Raw genomic sequence first — 18,757 nt, forward strand, 5'->3', positions numbered from 1 at the left:
GGAGGAGACCGTTTTGCCCATATCCAAGATACTCGTTGCCAACCGCTCCGAAATAGCCATTCGCGTCTTCCGCGCGGCCAACGAGCTTGGAATAAAAACGGTGGCGATCTGGGCGGAGGAGGACAAGCTGGCGCTGCACCGCTTCAAGGCGGACGAGAGCTATCAGGTCGGCCGCGGTCCGCATCTTGCCCGCGATCTCGGGCCGATCGAAAGTTATCTGTCGATCGACGAAGTGATCCGCGTCGCCAAGCTTTCCGGTGCCGACGCCATCCATCCTGGCTACGGCCTCTTGTCGGAAAGCCCGGAATTCGTCGATGCCTGCAACAAGGCCGGCATCATCTTCATCGGTCCGAAAGCCGATACGATGCGCCAGCTCGGCAACAAGGTCGCAGCGCGCAACTTGGCGATCTCGGTCGGCGTCCCGGTCGTGCCGGCGACCGAACCGCTGCCGGACGATATGAAGGAAGTCGCCAGGATGGCGGCCGAAATCGGCTACCCTGTCATGCTGAAGGCCTCCTGGGGCGGCGGCGGTCGCGGCATGCGCGTCATCCGTTCCGAGGCCGATCTCGCCAAGGAAGTGACGGAAGCCAAGCGCGAGGCGATGGCCGCCTTCGGCAAGGATGAGGTCTATCTCGAAAAGCTCGTCGAGCGCGCCCGCCACGTCGAAAGCCAGATCCTCGGCGACACCCACGGCAATGTCGTGCATCTCTTCGAGCGCGACTGTTCTGTTCAGCGCCGCAATCAGAAGGTCGTCGAGCGGGCGCCCGCACCCTATCTCACCGAAGCGCAGCGCCAGGAGCTTGCCGCCTATTCGCTGAAGATCGCGCAGGCGACCAATTATATCGGCGCCGGCACCGTCGAATATCTGATGGATGCCGATACCGGCAAATTCTACTTCATCGAAGTCAATCCGCGCATTCAGGTCGAGCACACGGTGACCGAAGTCGTCACCGGCATCGATATCGTCAAGGCGCAGATCCATATTCTTGACGGCTTTGCCATCGGCACGCCGCAATCGGGCGTGCCGAAGCAGGAAAACATCCGTCTCAACGGTCACGCCCTGCAGTGCCGCGTGACGACGGAAGATCCGGAGCATAATTTCATTCCGGATTACGGCCGCATCACCGCCTATCGTTCGGCCTCCGGCTTCGGTATCCGCCTTGACGGCGGCACCTCCTATTCCGGCGCCATCATCACCCGCTACTACGATCCGCTGCTCGTCAAGGTGACGGCCTGGGCGCCGAACCCGCTGGAAGCCATTTCCCGCATGGACCGGGCGCTGCGCGAATTCCGCATCCGCGGGGTCGCCACCAACCTGACCTTCCTCGAAGCGATCATCGGCCACCCGAAATTCCGCGACAACAGCTACACGACTCGCTTCATCGACACGACGCCGGAGCTCTTCCAGCAGGTCAAGCGCCAGGACCGCGCGACGAAGCTGCTGACCTATCTCGCCGACGTCACCGTCAACGGCCATCCCGAGGCCAAGGACAGGCCGAAGCCGTTGGAAAATGCTGCCAGGCCGGTGGTGCCCTATGCCAATGGCAACGGGGTGAAGGACGGCACGAAGCAGCTGCTCGACACGCTCGGCCCGCAGAAATTCGGCGAATGGATGCGCAACGAGAAGCGGGTGCTTCTGACCGACACGACAATGCGCGACGGTCACCAGTCGCTGCTCGCCACCCGCATGCGCACCTATGACATCGCCAGGATCGCCGGCACCTATGCGCATGCGCTGCCGAACCTCTTGTCGCTCGAATGCTGGGGCGGCGCCACCTTCGACGTCTCGATGCGATTCCTTACGGAAGATCCGTGGGAGCGCCTGGCGCTGATCCGCGAGGGCGCGCCGAACCTGCTCCTGCAGATGCTGCTGCGCGGCGCCAATGGTGTGGGCTACACCAACTATCCCGACAATGTCGTCAAATACTTCGTCCGCCAGGCGGCCAAGGGCGGCATCGATCTCTTCCGCGTCTTCGACTGCCTGAACTGGGTCGAGAACATGCGGGTGTCGATGGATGCCATTGCCGAGGAGAACAAGCTCTGCGAGGCGGCGATTTGCTACACCGGCGATATCCTCAATTCCGCCCGCCCGAAATACGACCTGAAATATTACACCAACCTTGCCGTCGAGCTTGAGAAGGCCGGTGCCCATATCATTGCGGTCAAGGATATGGCGGGCCTTCTGAAGCCGGCTGCTGCCAAGGTTCTGTTCAAGGCGCTGCGTGAAGCGACCGGCCTGCCGATCCATTTCCACACGCATGACACCTCGGGCATTTCGGCGGCAACGGTTCTTGCCGCCGTCGAAGCCGGTGTCGATGCCGTCGACGCGGCAATGGATGCGCTGTCCGGCAATACCTCGCAGCCCTGTCTCGGCTCGATCGTCGAGGCGCTCTCCGGCTCCGAGCGCGATCCCGGCCTCGATCCGGAATGGATCCGCCGCATCTCCTTCTATTGGGAAGCGGTGCGCAACCAGTATGCCGCCTTCGAAAGCGATCTCAAAGGGCCGGCATCGGAGGTCTATCTGCATGAAATGCCGGGCGGTCAGTTCACCAACCTCAAGGAACAGGCCCGCTCGCTAGGGTTGGAAACCCGCTGGCACCAGGTGGCGCAGGCCTATGCCGACGCCAACCAGATGTTCGGCGATATCGTCAAGGTGACGCCCTCCTCCAAGGTCGTTGGCGACATGGCGCTGATGATGGTCAGCCAGGACCTGACGGTCGCCGACGTCGTCAGCCCCGAGCGCGAAGTCTCCTTCCCGGAATCGGTGGTCTCGATGCTGAAGGGCGATCTCGGCCAGCCGCCGTCGGGATGGCCGGCAGCGCTGCAGAAGAAGGCATTGAAGGGCGAAAAACCCTATACGGTGCGACCGGGCTCACTGCTCAAGGAGGCCGATCTCGATGTGGAACGCAAGGTCATCGAGAAAAAACTGGAGCGCGCGGTCAGCGACTTCGAATTCGCTTCCTATCTGATGTATCCGAAGGTCTTCACCGACTTTGCGCTTGCCTCCGATACCTACGGCCCGGTTTCGGTGCTGCCGACGCCGGCCTATTTCTATGGGCTGGCGGACGGCGAGGAGCTGTTTGCCGATATCGAAAAGGGCAAGACGCTCGTCATCGTCAACCAGGCGATGAGCGCCACCGACAGCCAGGGCATGGTCACCGTCTTCTTCGAGCTCAACGGCCAGCCGCGCCGCATCAAGGTGCCCGACCGGGCCCATGGGGCGACCGGGGCGGCCGTGCGTCGCAAGGCCGAGATCGGCAACGCCGTCCATGTCGGCGCGCCGATGCCCGGCGTCATCAGCCGCGTCTTCGCCTCGCCGGGCCAAGCCGTCAGTGCCGGTGACGTGCTCGTCTCCATCGAGGCGATGAAGATGGAAACCGCGATCCATGCGGAAAAGGACGGCACCATTGCCGAAGTGCTGGTCAAGGCCGGCGACCAGATCGATGCGAAGGACCTGCTTGTGGTTTACGGCGGATGAGCGAACGGCACGAAAGGTTTCGTCCGCCCTCCTTGCCAGGTCGGGCTGATCACCCGATTGTGTAGAGCCAGGCTGTTAAAAGGCCGGCTTTTTCGAAAGGCGAATAGCCTCCTCGCCTTGCCCGGCGGGGAGGCTTTTTCGTAGACTTGCCTGCCTGCCCCTCCCAAGATCAATCAGGAAACGATTTCATGAGCAAATTGAAGATCGCCGTCATTGTCGGCAGCACTCGTATTGGCCGTTTTGCCGAACATCCGGCAAAATGGATTGCCGGGCTCGTCGGCCAACGCTCCGATCTGGAAGTCGAGGTTCTCGATCTTCTCGACTATCCCATGCATTTCTTTGGCGAAGAGCGCGCCACCACGGCGGAAAGCGACACCGCCGAGCGCTGGAAGAAGAAGCTGCGCGAATTTGACGGCTACATATTCACCGTCGCCGAGTACAATCATGCGCCAACGGCGGTTCTGAAGAACGCTATCGATCTCGGCGAGTTCATCCAGAAGCCGGTCGCCTTCGTCGGTTACGGCGGCGTCGGCGGTGCGCGCGCCGTCGAGCATCTGAGGCTGATCTTCGTGGAAATGGGCGCCGCCTCGGTGAAAACGGGCGTGCACATCGCTTTCAGCGAATATCTGAGCGTGCTCAAGGAAGGCAAGAACCTTGGCGATTACCCGCACCTCAACGAGGCGGCCAAGAACCAGCTCGATCAGCTCAGCTGGTGGGGCAACGCGTTGAAGGCAGCGCGTTCTGTCGTCACCTCAGCCTGAGGGCAGTTCGCCGAGAAGCAAAGCGTCTCACGTGAATCACGATTCACGTGAGACGTTTCAGATATCGTAAGTATGGGCGGCGTTGATCGTTGAGATGAAACGCTTGGTGCGTTCGCGCTTGGGCGCGCTGAAAATGGCTTTCGCGCTGCCCGTTTCCACCACGCTTCCAGCCTCCAGGAAGACGACGTCATTGGCGATTTTCGAGGCGAGCCGGAGATCATGGGTGGCCATGACCATCGTCGTGCCTTCACGGGCAAGCTGGCCCAGTACATCGACCACCTCCGCCGAGAGTTCCGGATCGAGCGCCGAGGTTGGCTCGTCGCAGAGAAGCACCCGTGGCGACGGCGCAAGGGCCCGGGCGATTGCCACACGTTGCTGCTGACCACCCGATAAGGTCGAGGGCCAGGCATCGGTCTTGTGCGCCATGCCGACCTTGGTCAACAGTTCCATGGCGTGTTCGCGCGCTTTCTCCTTCGGCCACTTCAGCACCGTGACCAGACCTTCCATAACGTTTTCGATCGCGGTCTGATGCGGAAAGAGCTGGAAATTCTGGAAGACCATGCCGGTCTGACGGCGGATTTTCTGGATCGCCTGCCAGCCCAAGCGTTTGCCGGGCGCGAAGGAAAGCTCTTCCTCGCCGAGGCGGATCGCGCCCGATGTCGGGATCTCGAGCAGGTTGATGCAGCGCAGTAACGTGCTCTTGCCACCACCGGACGGCCCGACGAGCGCGGTGACGCTGCCCTCGGGAATGCGAATGCTGATATCCTTCAGAATGACGGCATCGCCGAAGCGCTTCTCGAGGTTGGAAAGCTCGATCATGCGTTTGCCTCCAGCATGCCGCCATAACGCGCGAAACGACGTTCCAGCCGCACCTGCAGCTGCGAGAGGACGGAGCTGAGGACCAGATAGATCAGCGCCGCCTCGATATAAAGGATCAGCGGCTCGTAGGTGGTGGCGACGATGCGTTGTGCCGCCTGGAAGAGCTCCGGCACGGTGATGGCGGCGGCAAGCGAGGTATCCTTGACCAGCGAGATAAAGGTGTTCGACAGAGGCGGCACGGCGACGCGGCCTGCCTGCGGCAGGATCGTTCGGCTCATCGCCTGACGCCAGCTCATGCCGATCGAATAGGCCGCTTCCCACTGGCCCTTCGGCACGGAGGAGATGACCGCGCGGATGATCTCTGAGCTGTAGGCTCCGATATTCAGGGTGAAGCCGATCAGCGCGGCAGGAAAGGCGTCGAGCAGAATGCCGATGCTCGGCAGGCCGTAAAAGATCACGAAGAGCTGGACGAGCAGTGGCGTGCCGCGAATAACCCAGACATAAAACCGGGCAATCGCCGCGACGGGCGCCGGACCGAAAAGACGGGCGATCGCCGTGATCAGGCCGAGGATCAGACCGAAGGTGAAGGAGAGCAGCGTCAGCGGAATGGTGAAGATCAATCCCGCCCAGAGGAGCGAGGGAAGCGATTCCGCCATCAGTTGGAGCCAGTGCGCCAAGGGGTGTTCTTTCCAGTCGGTGGGTCGTGGTGTTTCGGAATACCCCTCCCCAACCCCTCCCCACAAGGGGGAGGGACTTAATCTAGCTCTCGCCCCTCACGAAATAGCGACCGAACTGCAAGTCGAGACGTTTATTTTGAGATGAGGCGGCGCCTCGCTAAAGCCCCTCTCCCTTGTGGGGAGGGGTGGGGAGGGGACTTCTTTTCAAATGGAGCTTACTTGGAAACGTCCTGGCCAAAATATTTGTGGGCGATCTTCTTGTAAGTGCCGTCCGCCTTGATGTCGGCAAGCGCCTTGTTGATTTCCGCGAGAAGCTCAGGCTCGTTCTTACGGATGATGATGCCGGAATAATCGGCGTTCTCCTGCTCGGCGGCGATCTTTACCGGCGCATCCGGCTTGTGCTTCTTGAAATCGAGGAAGGACAGGCTGTCGTTGATCGTCGCGTCGGCGCGCTTGGTCAGCACAAGCTGGATCGACTGGTCGAAACCATCGGTGCCGACGAGCTCGGCGCCGGATTCCGTTGCGATCTTGCCGAAGTTGCTGGTTAGCGACTGGGCTGATTTCTTGCCTTTCAGGTCGGCAAAGGTCTTGATGCTGTCGTCGCCCTCGCGAACGATCAGCACGGCCTTGGAAGCGATATAGGGTTCGGAGAAGTCGTATTTCTGCTTGCGGGCTTCGGTGATACCGACCTGGTTGATGACGGTGTCGTAGCGCTTGGCGTCGAGGCCGGCGATCAGGCCGTCCCACTTGCCTTCGACGAATTCTGCCTTGACGCCGAGCTTGGCGGCGATGGCTTCGCCGATCTCGACGTCGAAGCCGACGAGCTTGCCGCTTTCGTCATGATAGGTGAAGGGCGCATAGGTGCCCTCGGTGCCGATCTTGAAGACGCCGGCCGATTTGATGGCGGCAAGGTTTTCGCCGGCATGAGCGGGCAGGAGGGCAGCAGCCTGAATGAGGGCAGCAGCGGCGACGGTTTTCAACCAGTTCATTGTTTTATCCATCCTTGGGAGGTTGTTAGCGGATGCGCCATAGTTCGCAGAAAACTAGGGCGCCGGAAGCGAAGAAAACTGCGAATAAAAGCAGCAAGTGCAAATATTTTTCTCAGGCGGTTGCCTGGGCCTCGAATTGCACGAACCAGCCCTCGTTTACCGTTTATTTCAACCGGCCGGAAAACGTGTGACCGTGCATGTTGCATGCACAGTCATAAACGTTTATGCACGTTTCATATCATTCAACTTTCGATCCGGTAAAAACATGCAGGATTTTCTGTTGCGAGAGCGCCAAGGTGTGATTTCCGAGCGGCTGCGGCTGAACGGCCGGGTGCTGGCGGCGGAACTTGCGCTCGAATTCGGCGTCTCCGAGGATACGGTGCGGCGCGACTTGCGCGAGATGGCGGCGGCAGGCCTCTGCGAGCGGGTCTATGGCGGCGCCTTGCCGGTGTCGCCGGCGCATGGAAGCCTGACGCAGCGCGTGGGATTTGCTGCCGACCGCAAGCAGGCCTTGGCGCGGGCTGCGGCAAAGCAGATCGCTGCCGGTTCCTGCGTGTTTTTCGATGCCGGAAGCACCAATCTGGCAATTGCCAATGCCCTGCCTGCCGAACTCGAACTGACGGCTGCGACGAATGCGCCGGTGATCGCCGCAGCGCTCATCGACAAGCCAGCCGTCAATGTCATCCTGATCGGCGGCATGGTGGACCGGCAGACGGGCGGCGCGCTCGGCGCCAAGGCCTTGCGGGATATGGAACAGATTTCGCCCGATCTCTGCATTCTTGGCGCCTGCGGCATCGATCTCGAGGCCGGCATCACGACCTTCGGTTTCGAGGATGCTGAGTTCAAGCGGTTTGCGGCATCGAGAAGCAAAAGGATTATGGCGGCGGTGACCTCGGAGAAATTCGGTACGGCTGCACCCCACAGCATCCTTCCGGTTGCGCATTGCGAGTGCCTGGTCGTCGAGCACGATGCCGATCCCGCCATTCTTGCGGGTTATCGCGAGCGCGGCTGCCGGACCGTTATCGCCGAAAAAACGAACTGAGCCGCCGTCGCGGAGTTTAGAAAACGGGTGCTCCCAAGCCCGATAGCGAGGAAAGACCGAAAATGGACAGTCATGTGAATGCGCCGTCGGGGGTCCGCAGCGGCTTCATTACCAGAAGCAGGGCGGCGGTTTCCCTGCTCTTTCTCATGAACGGCTTTGTCGTCGGCTGCTGGGCGCCGAAGATCCCGGATTTTGCCGAGCGTCTCGGGCTGAGCAAGTTCGAGCTCGGGCTGATGATCATCGTCTTCGGCGTCGGCTCGCTGGTCATGATGCCGATCGCCGGCGCGCAGATCGCCAGGCATGGCTCGCGCGTCGTTGTTCGGGCAACCGCCGTCTGCGTGCTGCCGCTGCTCCTGGCTCTGACGCTCGCGCCGAATGTGATTACCGCGGCAATCTCGCTCTTCCTGTTCGGCGGCTTCATCGGCGCCATGGATGTGGCGATGAACGCCAATGCCGTGTCCGTCGAAAAATCCATGCGCCGCGCCATCATGTCGTCCTGTCATGCTTTCTGGAGCCTCGGCGGCTTGATCGGCTCGGGCCTCGGCGGCATCGTGATTGCTAAACTCGGCGTTCTCGGCCATGCGCAGCTCGCGACCGTACTGGCGGCGATCTTCCTCGCTCTGGCATGGCCGATGATCCTTGCGGATCCGCCCCATCCCGATGCCAAAAAGGAGAAGACGAGGCTGCCGATGGTGCCGCTGCCGTGGCTGCTCGGCTTGATGGCGCTGTTCTCGATGGTGCCGGAAGGCGCGGTTCTGGATTGGGGCGCGCTCTATCTGCGGCAGGACATGGGGGCGTCGGTGGCGCTTTCAGGTCTTGGGTTTGCGGCCTTTTCGGCGACGATGGCGATCATGCGATTTGCCGGCGATCTGGTGCGCGATCGCCTCGGGGGCGTCAAGACGCTACGCATCTGCACGCTCTTTGCCATCGTCGGCATGTTGCTTGCGAGCCTTGCGCCGGACGCTGAGATCGCCATTCTGGGCTTTGCCCTTTGCGGCATCGGCATATCAAATATGGTGCCGATCGCTTTCTCGGCTGCAGGCAATATTCCCGGCCTCAAACCCGGAATCGGCATCTCGGTCGTCACGACCATGGGTTATTCCGGCATGCTGGTCGCGCCGTCGGTGATCGGCTTCGTTGCCGAACACATCGGCTTTGCCGTCGTCTTCATGGCGCTGCCGGTGCTGCTGCTGTTCGTTCTCATATTTTCCAAGCTGGCCCATTATGCCGATGGGGTCTCCGGAGGCGGCCACTGAGCCGCCCCGGAACAAAAGTGATATGGGAAGCGGTTGACAAGCAGCCGGGCTTGATCCACCTGAAAGGCACTGTTTTTAGGGGTGCAAGAACTCTGCATGTTGTCAGCCGCCGAATTTGATCCGAAACCGCGCCGCGCTTCCGTCGCCGTCGATGTCGGCGGCGTCATCGTTGGCGGCGGCGCGCCGATCGTCGTGCAATCGATGACGAATACCGACACGGCCGATATCGATTCGACCGTTGCGCAGGTCGCGGCCCTGCACCGGGCCGGCTCGGAATTGGTGCGCATCACCGTCGATCGCGACGAGAGTGCCGCCGCCGTGCCGAAGATCCGCGAGCGGCTGCTGCGGCTCGGCATGGACGTGCCGCTGATCGGCGACTTCCACTATATCGGCCACAAGCTGCTTGCCGATCATCCTGCCTGTGCCGAAGCGCTGGCGAAATACCGCATCAATCCCGGCAATGTCGGCTTCAAGGACAAGAAGGACAAGCAGTTCGCCGAGATCATCGAGATGGCGATCCGCTATGACAAGCCGGTGCGCATCGGCGTCAACTGGGGCTCGCTCGATCAGGATCTCTTGACGGCGCTGATGGATCAGAATGCCGAGGCCGGCTCGCCGCTGTCGGCCAGGCAGGTGACGCGGGAGGCGATCGTGCAGTCGGCGCTGCTTTCGGCCGCTCTTGCCGAGGAAATCGGCTTGCCGCGCAACCGCATCATTCTGTCGGCCAAGGTCAGCCAGGTGCAGGACCTGATCGCCGTCAATTCCATGCTCGCCGAACGTTCGAACCATGCGCTGCATCTCGGCCTCACCGAAGCCGGCATGGGCAGCAAGGGCATCGTCGCTTCGTCGGCTGCCATGGGCTTCGTGCTGCAGCACGGCATCGGCGATACGATCCGCGTCTCACTGACGCCCGAGCCGAACGGCGACCGCACGCGCGAAGTCCAGGTGGCGCAGGAAATCCTGCAGGTTATGGGCTTCCGGCAGTTCGTGCCGGTCGTGGCCGCCTGTCCCGGCTGCGGACGCACGACCTCGACGGTGTTCCAGGAACTGGCGCAGAACATTCAGAACGACATTCGCAAGAACATGCCGGTCTGGCGTGAGAAATATCCAGGCGTCGAGGCGCTGAACGTCGCCGTCATGGGCTGCATCGTCAACGGGCCGGGCGAAAGCAAACATGCCGATATCGGCATTTCGCTTCCCGGCACCGGTGAGACGCCGGCCGCTCCCGTTTTCATCGACGGCAAGAAAGCGCTGACGCTGCGCGGCCCCAACATCGCCGCCGATTTCGAGGCGCTGGTCGTCGATTATATCGAGAAGCGCTTCGGCCAGCGAACGGCGGCGGAATGAAGGCCCGCGCGTTCGAATGAGCCGGTATTGGTCTGATATCGTCAGCAAGCTTCGGCCCTATATCGCGGGCGAGCAGCCGCGCATTCCCGGTCTGGTCAAGCTCAACACCAATGAGAATCCCTACGGGCCGTCCCCAAAGGCGATCGAGGCGATCAGGCAAGCGACGGACGATCGTCTGCGGCTCTATCCCGATCCCGCCGCCACCGAGTTGCGCGAGGCGATCGCCGCCCGTTTCGGGCTGACGGCCGAACAAGTGTTCGTCGGCAACGGCTCCGATGAGGTTCTCGCCCATACGTTCCAGGCGCTGCTGAACCACGATCTGCCGCTTCTCTATCCCGATGTGACCTACAGCTTCTATCCCACCTATAGCCTGCTATATGGCATCGAGGCTATCGAGATACCTCTCGACCATCAGTTCCGGATCCGGCTGTCGGATTACGACAGACCGTGCGGGGCAATCATCATCCCCAATCCGAATGCACCGACGGGTATCAGCCTGCCGCTGGCCGGGATCGAGGCGCTTCTTGCCGCCCATCCCAATGTGGTCGTCGTGATCGATGAGGCCTATGTCGATTTCGGCGGGCAAAGCGCCGTGCCGCTCATTTCTCGCTATCCCAACCTGCTGGTCATCCAAACCTTGTCGAAATCTCGTTCATTCGCAGGTCTGCGCGTCGGTTTCGCCGTGGGGCACCGGGATCTGATCGAGGCGCTGGTGCGGGTCAAGGACAGCTTCAATTCCTATCCGCTCGATCGCCTGGCACAGGTCGGCGCGACGGCGGCGATCAAAGACGAGGCGTGGTTCGAGACATGCCGGCGGAAAATCATCGCCAGCCGGGAAAACCTTGTCCGGCAGTTGGAAGCGTTGAGTTTCCAAGTGCTGCCGTCCCAGGCGAATTTCATCTTCGCGAGGCACGAGAGCCGATCGGGCGCGGCACTTCTGGCCGAGCTGCGGGAGCGTGGCGTGCTCGTCCGGCGCTTCGACGAGCCGCGCATTTCGGAGTTCCTGCGCATCAGCATCGGCACGGACGAGGAATGCGCCCGCCTGATGTCTGCTCTCAAGGAAATATTGGCAGCCTGATCTAACTTTTCCGGTCGGCGATGAAATGCGCCGCGGCAATGAGGGTCGATGCACGCGCGCCGTAGGGAGCCAGCAGCGCCTCGGCGTCGGCGACATGCCGGCGGAGCTCGGTCTCGGCCCATTCCATGCCGTGCAGTGCCACGAGCGTTCCCTTGCCGCGGGCCGCATCCTTGCCGGTCGCCTTGCCCATGGTTGCGGCATCCGAGGTCAGGTCGAGAATGTCGTCGGCGAGCTGGAAGGCAAGGCCGATCTTTTCGCCGAAGGCGCGCAGGCGGCGGCGATCGTCCTGCGGGCTTCCCGCGATGATGGCGCCAGCCTCGCAGGCGAAGCGGATCAGCGCGCCCGTTTTCATCGCCTGCAGGCGGATAATGCCGGCCTCGTCTGGAGCCTGTCTTTCCGCCGCCAGATCGAGCGCCTGGCCGCCGGCCATGCCGCCGAGACCGGCGGCGCGCGCAAGAGCAAGCACCAGCGATGCCTTGCTGGCATCGGGAAGCGCCGTTTCCGGTGCTGCGACAATGTCGAAGGCGTAGGTCAACAGGCTGTCGCCGGCGAGGATCGCAGTGGCTTCATCGAACTTGATGTGCACCGTCGGTTTGCCGCGGCGCATGTCGTCGTCGTCCATGGCCGGCAGATCGTCATGTACGAGGGAATAACAGTGCACGCATTCGAGCGCGGCGCCTATGCGAAGGGCGGCCTGCGCATCGCCGCCGAGAAGAGCGGCACTTTCGACGACCAGGAAGGGGCGCAGCCGCTTGCCGCCGTTCAACACGGCATAATGCATGGCGCTGCGCAGGGTGTCGGGCCTGACGATTTCGTCGGAGAGGGCGTTCGTCGACAGCAATGCGAGGAGCAGCGCCTCGATCTCGCGGGCGTTGTTCTTCAGCCTCGTCTCGAAAGTGTCCCGGTTCGCGTCCATCGGCGCTGTTTGGCATGCGGCACGGGGGCTTGCAACGGAATTGTCGATGGCCACCGCAAGATTCCGCATGTGCTCTGGCATAAGCGGCTCACAGGCGTTATGAGAACGACAGGGGAGCGAAGTGGACTGGGGACATTTTGGATATAGCGCCGGAGACAGAGGATATCGCCGACATGCCGGCCCGTCGGCGATGGTTCGAAAATCGGCCTGTGCTGAAGCGCATCGTTGTTGCCGTGCTGGCGCTGGTCGTCCTTCCCTACGTGCTGATCTTTTTGTATCTGCTGCCCTTCATCCATCCCGTCTCGACGCTGATGCTGCGCGATCTGGTGCTGCTGCGCGGTTATGACCGCCGATGGGTGTCGCTTGACGAGATCTCTCCGGTCCTGGTGCAATCGGTGATGATGTCCGAAGACGGACAATATTGTTTCCATGGCGGCGTCGACTGGGCGGAGATGCGCATGCTGGTCGAGGACACGCTGAAAGGTCAGGCGACACGCGGCGGCAGCACGATCCCGATGCAGACGGCCAAGAACCTCTTTCTCTGGAACAGCCGCTCCTTCGTGCGCAAGGCGATGGAGCTTCCGCTCGCCGTCACCACGGATTTCGTCTTGTCTAAGCGGCGGCTGATGGAAATCTATCTCAATATCGCCGAATGGGGTCCCGGCATTTACGGTATCGAGGCCGCCGCCCAGCATCATTTCAAGGTGCCGGCCTCGAAGCTGACGCGGCGCCAGGCATCGCTGCTTGCCGTTTCGCTGCCGAACCCGATCGACCGCAAAGCAGGCAAGCCCGGACGAGGCCTTCGCCGGCTAGCCGGCGTCATCGAGAGGCGTGCGCAGGGGTCGGGCGACTACATCAAGTGCATCTATGAGTGAGATCAGACTTTGTCGTTAGTAGCAGCGAGCGTCATCTGACATTCTTGGTCCTGCCATATGGGCGAATGCAGTCCAACCAGAGCCCCGAGTCGCCCGTGACCGCCCCGACCTTTTCTCCCGAGCTTCTGCTTTACTCAAAGACGCACAATCAAAACCTACCCTCCCATCTCGGCAGCCGCTATGGCAAGATCGGCGGCTTCCTGCCTGAAGCCGGCAACACTATCGTCTGCCACCCCGAGAAGGGTTCAAGAACGCTGACGGCGCTGATCGAGGCGCGTGAGAAATATCTGGCGATGCCCGAGGCGCCGCAATTTCTCTTCACGCCGATCTCAAGCCTTCACATGACGCTTTTCGAGGGCGTCATCGAGACCAGGCGCCGGCAGGACTGCTGGCCTATAGACCTCCCTCTCGAGACGCCGATCGACGATATGACCGAACTCATGGCGGCGCGGTTCGAAGGTTTCTCGATGGCGGAGCCCTTCAAAGTCGCCGTCGTCGAAGCCCGGCCGTCGGGCCTGCTCGTCGACGGAGCGACGGAGAAGGACCGCAAGGTCATGCGCGCCTGGCGCAACGCGCTTGCCGATCTTCTCGGCTATCGCCAGCCCAACCATATGGATTACAAGTTCCACATCACCTTCGCCTATGTGATCGAGCGGCTGGAGGATGAAGCCTTGCCGCGATGGCAGGCAATGCTCAACGAGGTGGCCGAGGATATCCGCCGTAAGGCCCCTGTTTTCGAGCTTGCGCCGCCGGCGTTCTGCGTGTTCGAGGACATGAACCATTTCCACGAACTGTTGATCTTCGATTTCGATGCCTGAACGGGAGAGGCCTATGGACAGACCGACGCTCTACATCGCCAATAAGAATTATTCTTCCTGGTCGTTCCGGCCGTGGATGGCGCTGACGGGCGCCGGCGTCGATTTCGAGGAAGTCCTGATCCCCTTCGACGACGCGGGCGGCAATCCCAATATCAAGGCGATATCGCCGAGCGGCCGGGTTCCGGTCCTGCAGCATGGTGGTTTGAAGATCTGGGAATCGCTGGCGATCATCGAATATACCGCCGAGCTTTATCCGGACGCCGGCCTTTGGCCGCGCGACCGTGCCGAACGGGCGCTCGCCCGTTCTGTTTCGATGGAAATGCTTTCGGGCTTCCGAGCCCTGCGCAATGCCTGCCCGATGAATATTCGCCGGCCAAAAGGCGGGATCGCATTGCCTGACGGCGTCGACGCCGATGTTGGCCGTATTGATACGATCTGGCGAGACCTTCTGCAGAAATCCGGCGGCCCCTTTCTCTTTGGCGCCTTCAGCGGCGCGGATGCGATGTTTGCGCCTGTGGTCAACCGGTTCGACGTCTATGATCTCGTCAGCCGGGAAGATACACTCACCTATGTGGAGACGATGAAGGCGCATCCGGCCTGGCGGGAATGGGAAGAGGCCGCCCGTGCCGAGCCGTGGATCGTGGCGGAAGACGAGGTCTGAGGCTCGAATCATCGGCTTCGCAAAAAATATGCATGGGGACTGGTCAAGGCCGCCCCTTGCATGTATAAGCGCGCAAAATTTCCGAAATCGCGACATGTCCGTTTCGGCCGCCAGTCTGGCCGTGGGAATGTCTTGCCCGCAAGTGGAGTAAGAAAAATGGCTGTACCGAAGAGAAAAACGAGCCCGTCCAAGCGTGGCATGCGCCGTTCGGCTGACGCGCTGAAGGCTCCGACCTACGTCGAAGACAAGAACTCCGGCGAACTGCGCCGCCCGCACCATATCGATCTGAAGACCGGCATGTATCGCGGCCGCCAGGTTCTGACGCCGAAGGAAAGCGCGTAATTTCCGATCTGGATCATCCGATCGCAAGTTTCAAGGCCGGCTTCATGCCGGCCTTTTGCATTTCGGCAAGATAATATTTGCAACGACTTGCAGTAGGGCAGCGGTTTGCGGCAGTATTCTTCCTGCGCAAGGAGATTGCCGATGGTAGCCGCAATGCCGCTGATGATTATTCCGTTTATTCTTTACAATCTGGCGATGCTCGGCCTGATGGGCGGCGGCGGCATCGCAACCTTGCAGCACGACATCATCGTGCTGTCGATGCTCTCGGGCGCGATCTGGAGCATGGCGCTCGGCGATCTCTTCATAGTCGTCGCCCTCATCGTGTTGTTCTTCGAAATCCTGAAAGCAACGCGAACCGGGCCCGGCAACCTGCTCAACCACATATTGTCGATGCTGGTCTTCATCGCCTTCCTGGTCGAGTTTCTGCTCGTCCAGGACGCTGCGACGCAAGTGTTCTTCATTTTGATGACGATCGCTCTGATCGATGTGATCGGCGGTTTTGCCGTTTCGATCCGAAGCGCCGGGCGGGATGTCTCTATCGGTCTATAGGTTGTCGAGTTTATTCTGGAGAGCGCGGAGTTGCTCCTTCAGCTCGTCGATATCCTTGGCCTCGGCCTTGCGGCTTTCCTTGGCCGCCGGCGGCGTCATGAATGGCGAAAACATCTGCATTGCCTGCTGAAACAGCTCGGTATTGCGGCGAACCTGGTCCTCGACCATCTGCATCGGCAATTGCAGGTTCTTGCCGAGCGGCGTTTCGCCGAAGGCACGGTTTACCTGTTCGCGCATCTGGGACTGCTGTTCGCTGAAGGCGCGCATCGAATGTTCGAGGAAGCTCGGCACGACCATCTGCATCTGGTCACCGTAATAGGTGATCAGCTGGCGCAGGAAGGAGATCGGAAGCAGTGTGTTGCCGGTTTTCGATTCCTGCTCGAAGATGATCTGGGTCAGCACCGAATGGGTGATGTCATCCCCGCTTTTTGCGTCCTGGACGGTAAAATCTTCGCCCTTCTTCACCATCTCCGCCAGATCTTCCAGCGTCACGTAGGTGCTGGTGCCTGTATTGTATAGGCGGCGATTGGCGTATTTCTTGATGACTATCTGACCCTCGTTCTTCGCCATATCAGCCTCCTGAACCCCCGTCTGATTTTTGGATGTTCCTCCACTTCAGACTGTAAACGCAAAAGAAGGCCGGTGACAATCTCTTTGTGCGTTGCGGCAAACCTTTAACAGATCAGCTGAATCGGCTTTGACGGCTGCCGCCGAAAAATCGCGGCGGCCAGTCTTCCCGTTTGACTTGTGCTCAAAGCTTTGCCAGTTTCCCCTTATGTAAGTGGGACGAAAAACGAGGAGCCTCCCCATGAGCAATTCATCCGTCGTCATCGCCAGCGCAGGTCGGACAGCCGTCGGCTCGTTCAACGGCGCATTCGCAACGGTCCCCGCGCATGAACTCGGCGCGGCCGTCATCAGAGGCGCGCTCGCGCGCGCCGGCGTCGACGCCGGCGAGGTTGATGAGGTGATCCTCGGTCAGGTGCTGGCCGCGGGCGAAGGCCAGAACCCGGCCCGTCAGGCGGCGATCAAGGCCGGCCTTCCGAAGGAAACGACGGCCTGGGGCGTCAACCAGCTCTGCGGCTCGGGCCTGCGCGCCATCGCGCTCGGCATGCAGCAGATCGCCACCGGCGACGCCAGGATCATCGTTGCCGGCGGCCAGGAATCCATGTCGATGGCGCCGCATGCCGCGCACTTGCGCAGCGGCACGAAGATGGGCGACATGAAGATGGTCGACACGATGATCAAGGACGGCCTGACCGACGCTTTTCACGGCTACCATATGGGCATCACCGCCGAGAACGTCGCACGGCAGTGGCAGCTGTCGCGCGACGACCAGGATCAGTTCGCCGTCGCCTCGCAGAACAAGGCGGAGGCGGCGCAGAAGGCCGGCCGCTTCACCGACGAGATCATTCCCTACGTTATCCAGACACGTAAGGGCGACGTGACCGTCGATTCCGATGAATATATCCGCCACGGCGCGACGCTCGAGGCGATGGGCAAGCTGCGCCCGGCCTTCGACAAGGATGGCACGGTCACCGCCGCCAATGCCTCCGGTCTCAACGACGGCGCTGCCGCCGCCGTGCTGATGAGCGAGGCGGAAGCGGCCCGGCGCGGCATTCAGCCGCTTGCCCGCATCGTTTCCTGGGCAACGGCGGGCGTCGATCCTTCGATCATGGGCACCGGCCCAATCCCGGCGTCGCGCAAGGCGCTGGAAAAGGCCGGCTGGTCTGTGAACGATCTCGATCTTGTCGAGGCCAACGAGGCCTTCGCGGCTCAGGCTTGCGCCGTCAGCAAGGATCTCGGTTGGGATCCGTCGATCGTCAACGTCAATGGCGGGGCGATTGCGATCGGGCATCCGATCGGCGCCTCCGGCGCGCGCATTCTCAACACGCTGCTGTTCGAGATGAAGCGCCGCGGCGCGAAGAAGGGCCTCGCCACGCTTTGCATCGGCGGCGGCATGGGCGTCGCCATGTGCTTTGAAGCACTTTAATAGCATACGATCCGTCATTGATTGAAATGCCGCCACGAGTGGCGAAAACACAGAGGGGGAGCGGAACATGAGCAGAGTGGCTCTGGTCACCGGAGGTACACGCGGCATCGGCGCGGCGATATCCATGGCGCTGAAAAATGCCGGCTACAGGGTTGCGGCCACTTATGCCGGTAATGACGAGAAGGCTCATGCCTTCCACGACGTCACCGGCGTTGCAGTATTCAAATGGGATGTTTCGGACTACGCTGCCTGCGGTGAAGGGATCACCAAGGTCGAACGAGAGATCGGGCCGGTCGAAATCCTCGTCAACAATGCCGGCATCACCCGCGACGCGATGTTCCACAAGATGACGCCGCAACAGTGGCACGAGGTGATCAACACCAACCTGACCGGCCTGTTCAACATGACGCATCAGGTCTGGAGCGGCATGCGCGACCGCAGCTTCGGCCGCATCGTCAATATCTCCTCGATCAACGGCCAGAAGGGCCAGATGGGCCAGGCGAACTATTCGGCGGCCAAAGCGGGCGATCTCGGCTTTACCAAGGCGCTTGCCCAGGAAGGGGCGGCGAAAAACATCACGGTCAATGCCATCTGCCCCGGTTATATCGGGACGGAAATGGTGCTTGCCGTGCCGGAGAAAGTGCTGAATGAACGCATCATTCCGCAGATCCCGGTCGGCCGGCTCGGCGAACCGGAAGAAATCGCGCGCTGCGTCACCTTCCTCGTCTCCGACGATGCCGGCTTCATCACCGGTTCGACGCTGACGGCCAATGGCGGGCAGTTCTTCGTTTAAGACAGCAGATCCTCCGAGCAAAGCCACCTAGCCCCTTACTCGAAACAACAGGGCCGAACCATTGGTCTCGGCCCGTCCTTTTCACGTAAACGGGGCGAAGGGATAGCACGTGGCCTCTCGATTCCCTCTTCTCCCCTCGTGGAGAAGGGCCCGTAGGGCGGATGAGGGGGCCGGCGCCGCCGGTCTTTCCAATCACCCACCCATCCGGGATTTCCATAGGGGGAGGGATGTTCCGTGTAGCCCCCTCATCCGCCTGCCGGCACCTTCTCCCCGCTGGGGAGAAAGGGTATGTTGCGCTGCCTACGTTCCTCGCCTCTCTCGCGATCGTCAACGTCCCGTTGACGGACCCGCCGGCAAAGAAAAACG

Annotated in this window: 18 protein-coding genes; 13 read left to right on the forward strand and 5 right to left on the reverse strand. The window is 61.3% G+C overall.

Annotated elements, in window-relative coordinates; translation table 11 throughout:
* The first annotated feature begins 13 nt into the window (after positions 1-13).
* Together pyc and AMK00_RS20545 are read left to right on the forward strand one after the other, a co-directional pair.
* Positions 14-3,478 carry a pyruvate carboxylase gene (gene pyc / locus AMK00_RS20540; RefSeq protein WP_064805603.1) on the forward strand — a complete coding sequence of 1,155 codons (3,465 nt, stop codon included), beginning with the start codon at positions 14-16 and terminating at the stop codon, positions 3,476-3,478.
* A gap of 188 nt (positions 3,479-3,666) precedes the next feature.
* Positions 3,667-4,239 (forward strand): NADPH-dependent FMN reductase, encoded by a 573-nt coding sequence (locus AMK00_RS20545; RefSeq protein WP_064805605.1) that lies wholly within the window; start codon positions 3,667-3,669, stop codon positions 4,237-4,239.
* Positions 4,240-4,296: 57 nt separating this feature from the next.
* Here AMK00_RS20545 and AMK00_RS20550 read toward each other — a convergent pair whose 3' ends face one another.
* From AMK00_RS20550 to AMK00_RS20560, 3 genes are all read right to left on the reverse strand, one after another.
* Positions 4,297-5,058, reverse strand: coding sequence for an amino acid ABC transporter ATP-binding protein (locus AMK00_RS20550; protein ID WP_064805607.1), 762 nt, complete (start codon positions 5,056-5,058; stop codon positions 4,297-4,299).
* Positions 5,055-5,735 carry an amino acid ABC transporter permease gene (locus tag AMK00_RS20555; RefSeq protein WP_064805609.1) on the reverse strand — a complete coding sequence of 227 codons (681 nt, stop codon included), beginning with the start codon at positions 5,733-5,735 and terminating at the stop codon, positions 5,055-5,057. Before AMK00_RS20555 ends, AMK00_RS20550 begins: the two co-directional genes overlap by 4 nt.
* Before the next feature lie 215 nt (positions 5,736-5,950).
* Positions 5,951-6,724, reverse strand: a complete 774-nt coding sequence (locus AMK00_RS20560; RefSeq protein WP_064805611.1) for an amino acid ABC transporter substrate-binding protein — start codon at positions 6,722-6,724, stop codon at positions 5,951-5,953.
* Between the two features lie 265 nt (positions 6,725-6,989).
* Between AMK00_RS20560 and AMK00_RS20565 the strand changes: the two genes are divergently transcribed.
* From AMK00_RS20565 to hisC, 4 genes are all read left to right on the forward strand, one after another.
* On the forward strand, positions 6,990-7,766 hold the full coding sequence (locus AMK00_RS20565) for a DeoR/GlpR family DNA-binding transcription regulator (RefSeq protein ID WP_064805613.1): 777 nt from the start codon (positions 6,990-6,992) through the stop codon (positions 7,764-7,766).
* Positions 7,767-7,828: 62 nt separating this feature from the next.
* On the forward strand, positions 7,829-9,022 hold the full coding sequence (locus tag AMK00_RS20570; RefSeq protein ID WP_064805615.1) for an MFS transporter: 1,194 nt from the start codon (positions 7,829-7,831) through the stop codon (positions 9,020-9,022).
* 96 nt (positions 9,023-9,118) lie between these two features.
* On the forward strand, positions 9,119-10,369 hold the full coding sequence (gene ispG / locus AMK00_RS20575) for a flavodoxin-dependent (E)-4-hydroxy-3-methylbut-2-enyl-diphosphate synthase (RefSeq protein WP_064805617.1): 1,251 nt from the start codon (positions 9,119-9,121) through the stop codon (positions 10,367-10,369).
* A gap of 16 nt (positions 10,370-10,385) precedes the next feature.
* A complete protein-coding gene (hisC, locus tag AMK00_RS20580; protein WP_064811544.1) occupies positions 10,386-11,447 on the forward strand; it encodes a histidinol-phosphate transaminase in 1,062 nt (353 codons plus the stop codon).
* 1 nt (position 11,448) lies between these two features.
* Here the strand turns inward: hisC and AMK00_RS20585 are convergent, their stop codons facing one another.
* Complete coding sequence (locus AMK00_RS20585) at positions 11,449-12,363, reverse strand: polyprenyl synthetase family protein (protein WP_064806400.1); 915 nt, start codon at positions 12,361-12,363, stop codon at positions 11,449-11,451.
* A gap of 137 nt (positions 12,364-12,500) precedes the next feature.
* Between AMK00_RS20585 and mtgA the strand changes: the two genes are divergently transcribed.
* The 5 genes from mtgA to AMK00_RS20610 all read left to right on the forward strand — a co-directional run bounded on the left by mtgA (position 12,501) and on the right by AMK00_RS20610 (position 15,608).
* Positions 12,501-13,238, forward strand: a complete 738-nt coding sequence (gene mtgA, locus AMK00_RS20590) for a monofunctional biosynthetic peptidoglycan transglycosylase (RefSeq protein ID WP_189637617.1) — start codon at positions 12,501-12,503, stop codon at positions 13,236-13,238.
* A 95-nt stretch (positions 13,239-13,333) separates the two neighbouring features.
* Positions 13,334-14,056, forward strand: coding sequence for a DUF1868 domain-containing protein (locus tag AMK00_RS20595; RefSeq protein WP_064805620.1), 723 nt, complete (start codon positions 13,334-13,336; stop codon positions 14,054-14,056).
* 13 nt (positions 14,057-14,069) lie between these two features.
* Positions 14,070-14,717, forward strand: coding sequence for a glutathione S-transferase family protein (locus tag AMK00_RS20600; protein ID WP_064805622.1), 648 nt, complete (start codon positions 14,070-14,072; stop codon positions 14,715-14,717).
* 156 nt (positions 14,718-14,873) lie between these two features.
* Entirely contained in the window at positions 14,874-15,059 is a 186-nt protein-coding gene (gene rpmF / locus AMK00_RS20605; protein WP_003543812.1) for a 50S ribosomal protein L32, read from the forward strand.
* Between the two features lie 141 nt (positions 15,060-15,200).
* Entirely contained in the window at positions 15,201-15,608 is a 408-nt protein-coding gene (locus AMK00_RS20610) for a hypothetical protein (RefSeq protein WP_064805625.1), read from the forward strand.
* Here AMK00_RS20610 and phaR read toward each other — a convergent pair.
* Entirely contained in the window at positions 15,603-16,178 is a 576-nt protein-coding gene (phaR, locus tag AMK00_RS20615) for a polyhydroxyalkanoate synthesis repressor PhaR (protein WP_064805627.1), read from the reverse strand. The genes AMK00_RS20610 and phaR overlap by 6 nt on opposite strands.
* Before the next feature lie 238 nt (positions 16,179-16,416).
* Here phaR and AMK00_RS20620 point away from each other — a divergent pair, with 238 nt between their 5' ends.
* Positions 16,417-17,598 carry an acetyl-CoA C-acetyltransferase gene (locus AMK00_RS20620; RefSeq protein WP_064805629.1) on the forward strand — a complete coding sequence of 394 codons (1,182 nt, stop codon included), beginning with the start codon at positions 16,417-16,419 and terminating at the stop codon, positions 17,596-17,598.
* 67 nt (positions 17,599-17,665) lie between these two features.
* Positions 17,666-18,391 (forward strand): beta-ketoacyl-ACP reductase, encoded by a 726-nt coding sequence (locus tag AMK00_RS20625; protein ID WP_064805631.1) that lies wholly within the window; start codon positions 17,666-17,668, stop codon positions 18,389-18,391.
* Positions 18,392-18,757: the final 366 nt, after the last annotated feature.

Origin of the sequence: Rhizobium sp. N621, assembly GCF_001664325.1 — a bacterium.
In the GTDB taxonomy this organism is placed as follows: Bacteria; Pseudomonadota; Alphaproteobacteria; order Rhizobiales; family Rhizobiaceae; genus Rhizobium; species Rhizobium esperanzae.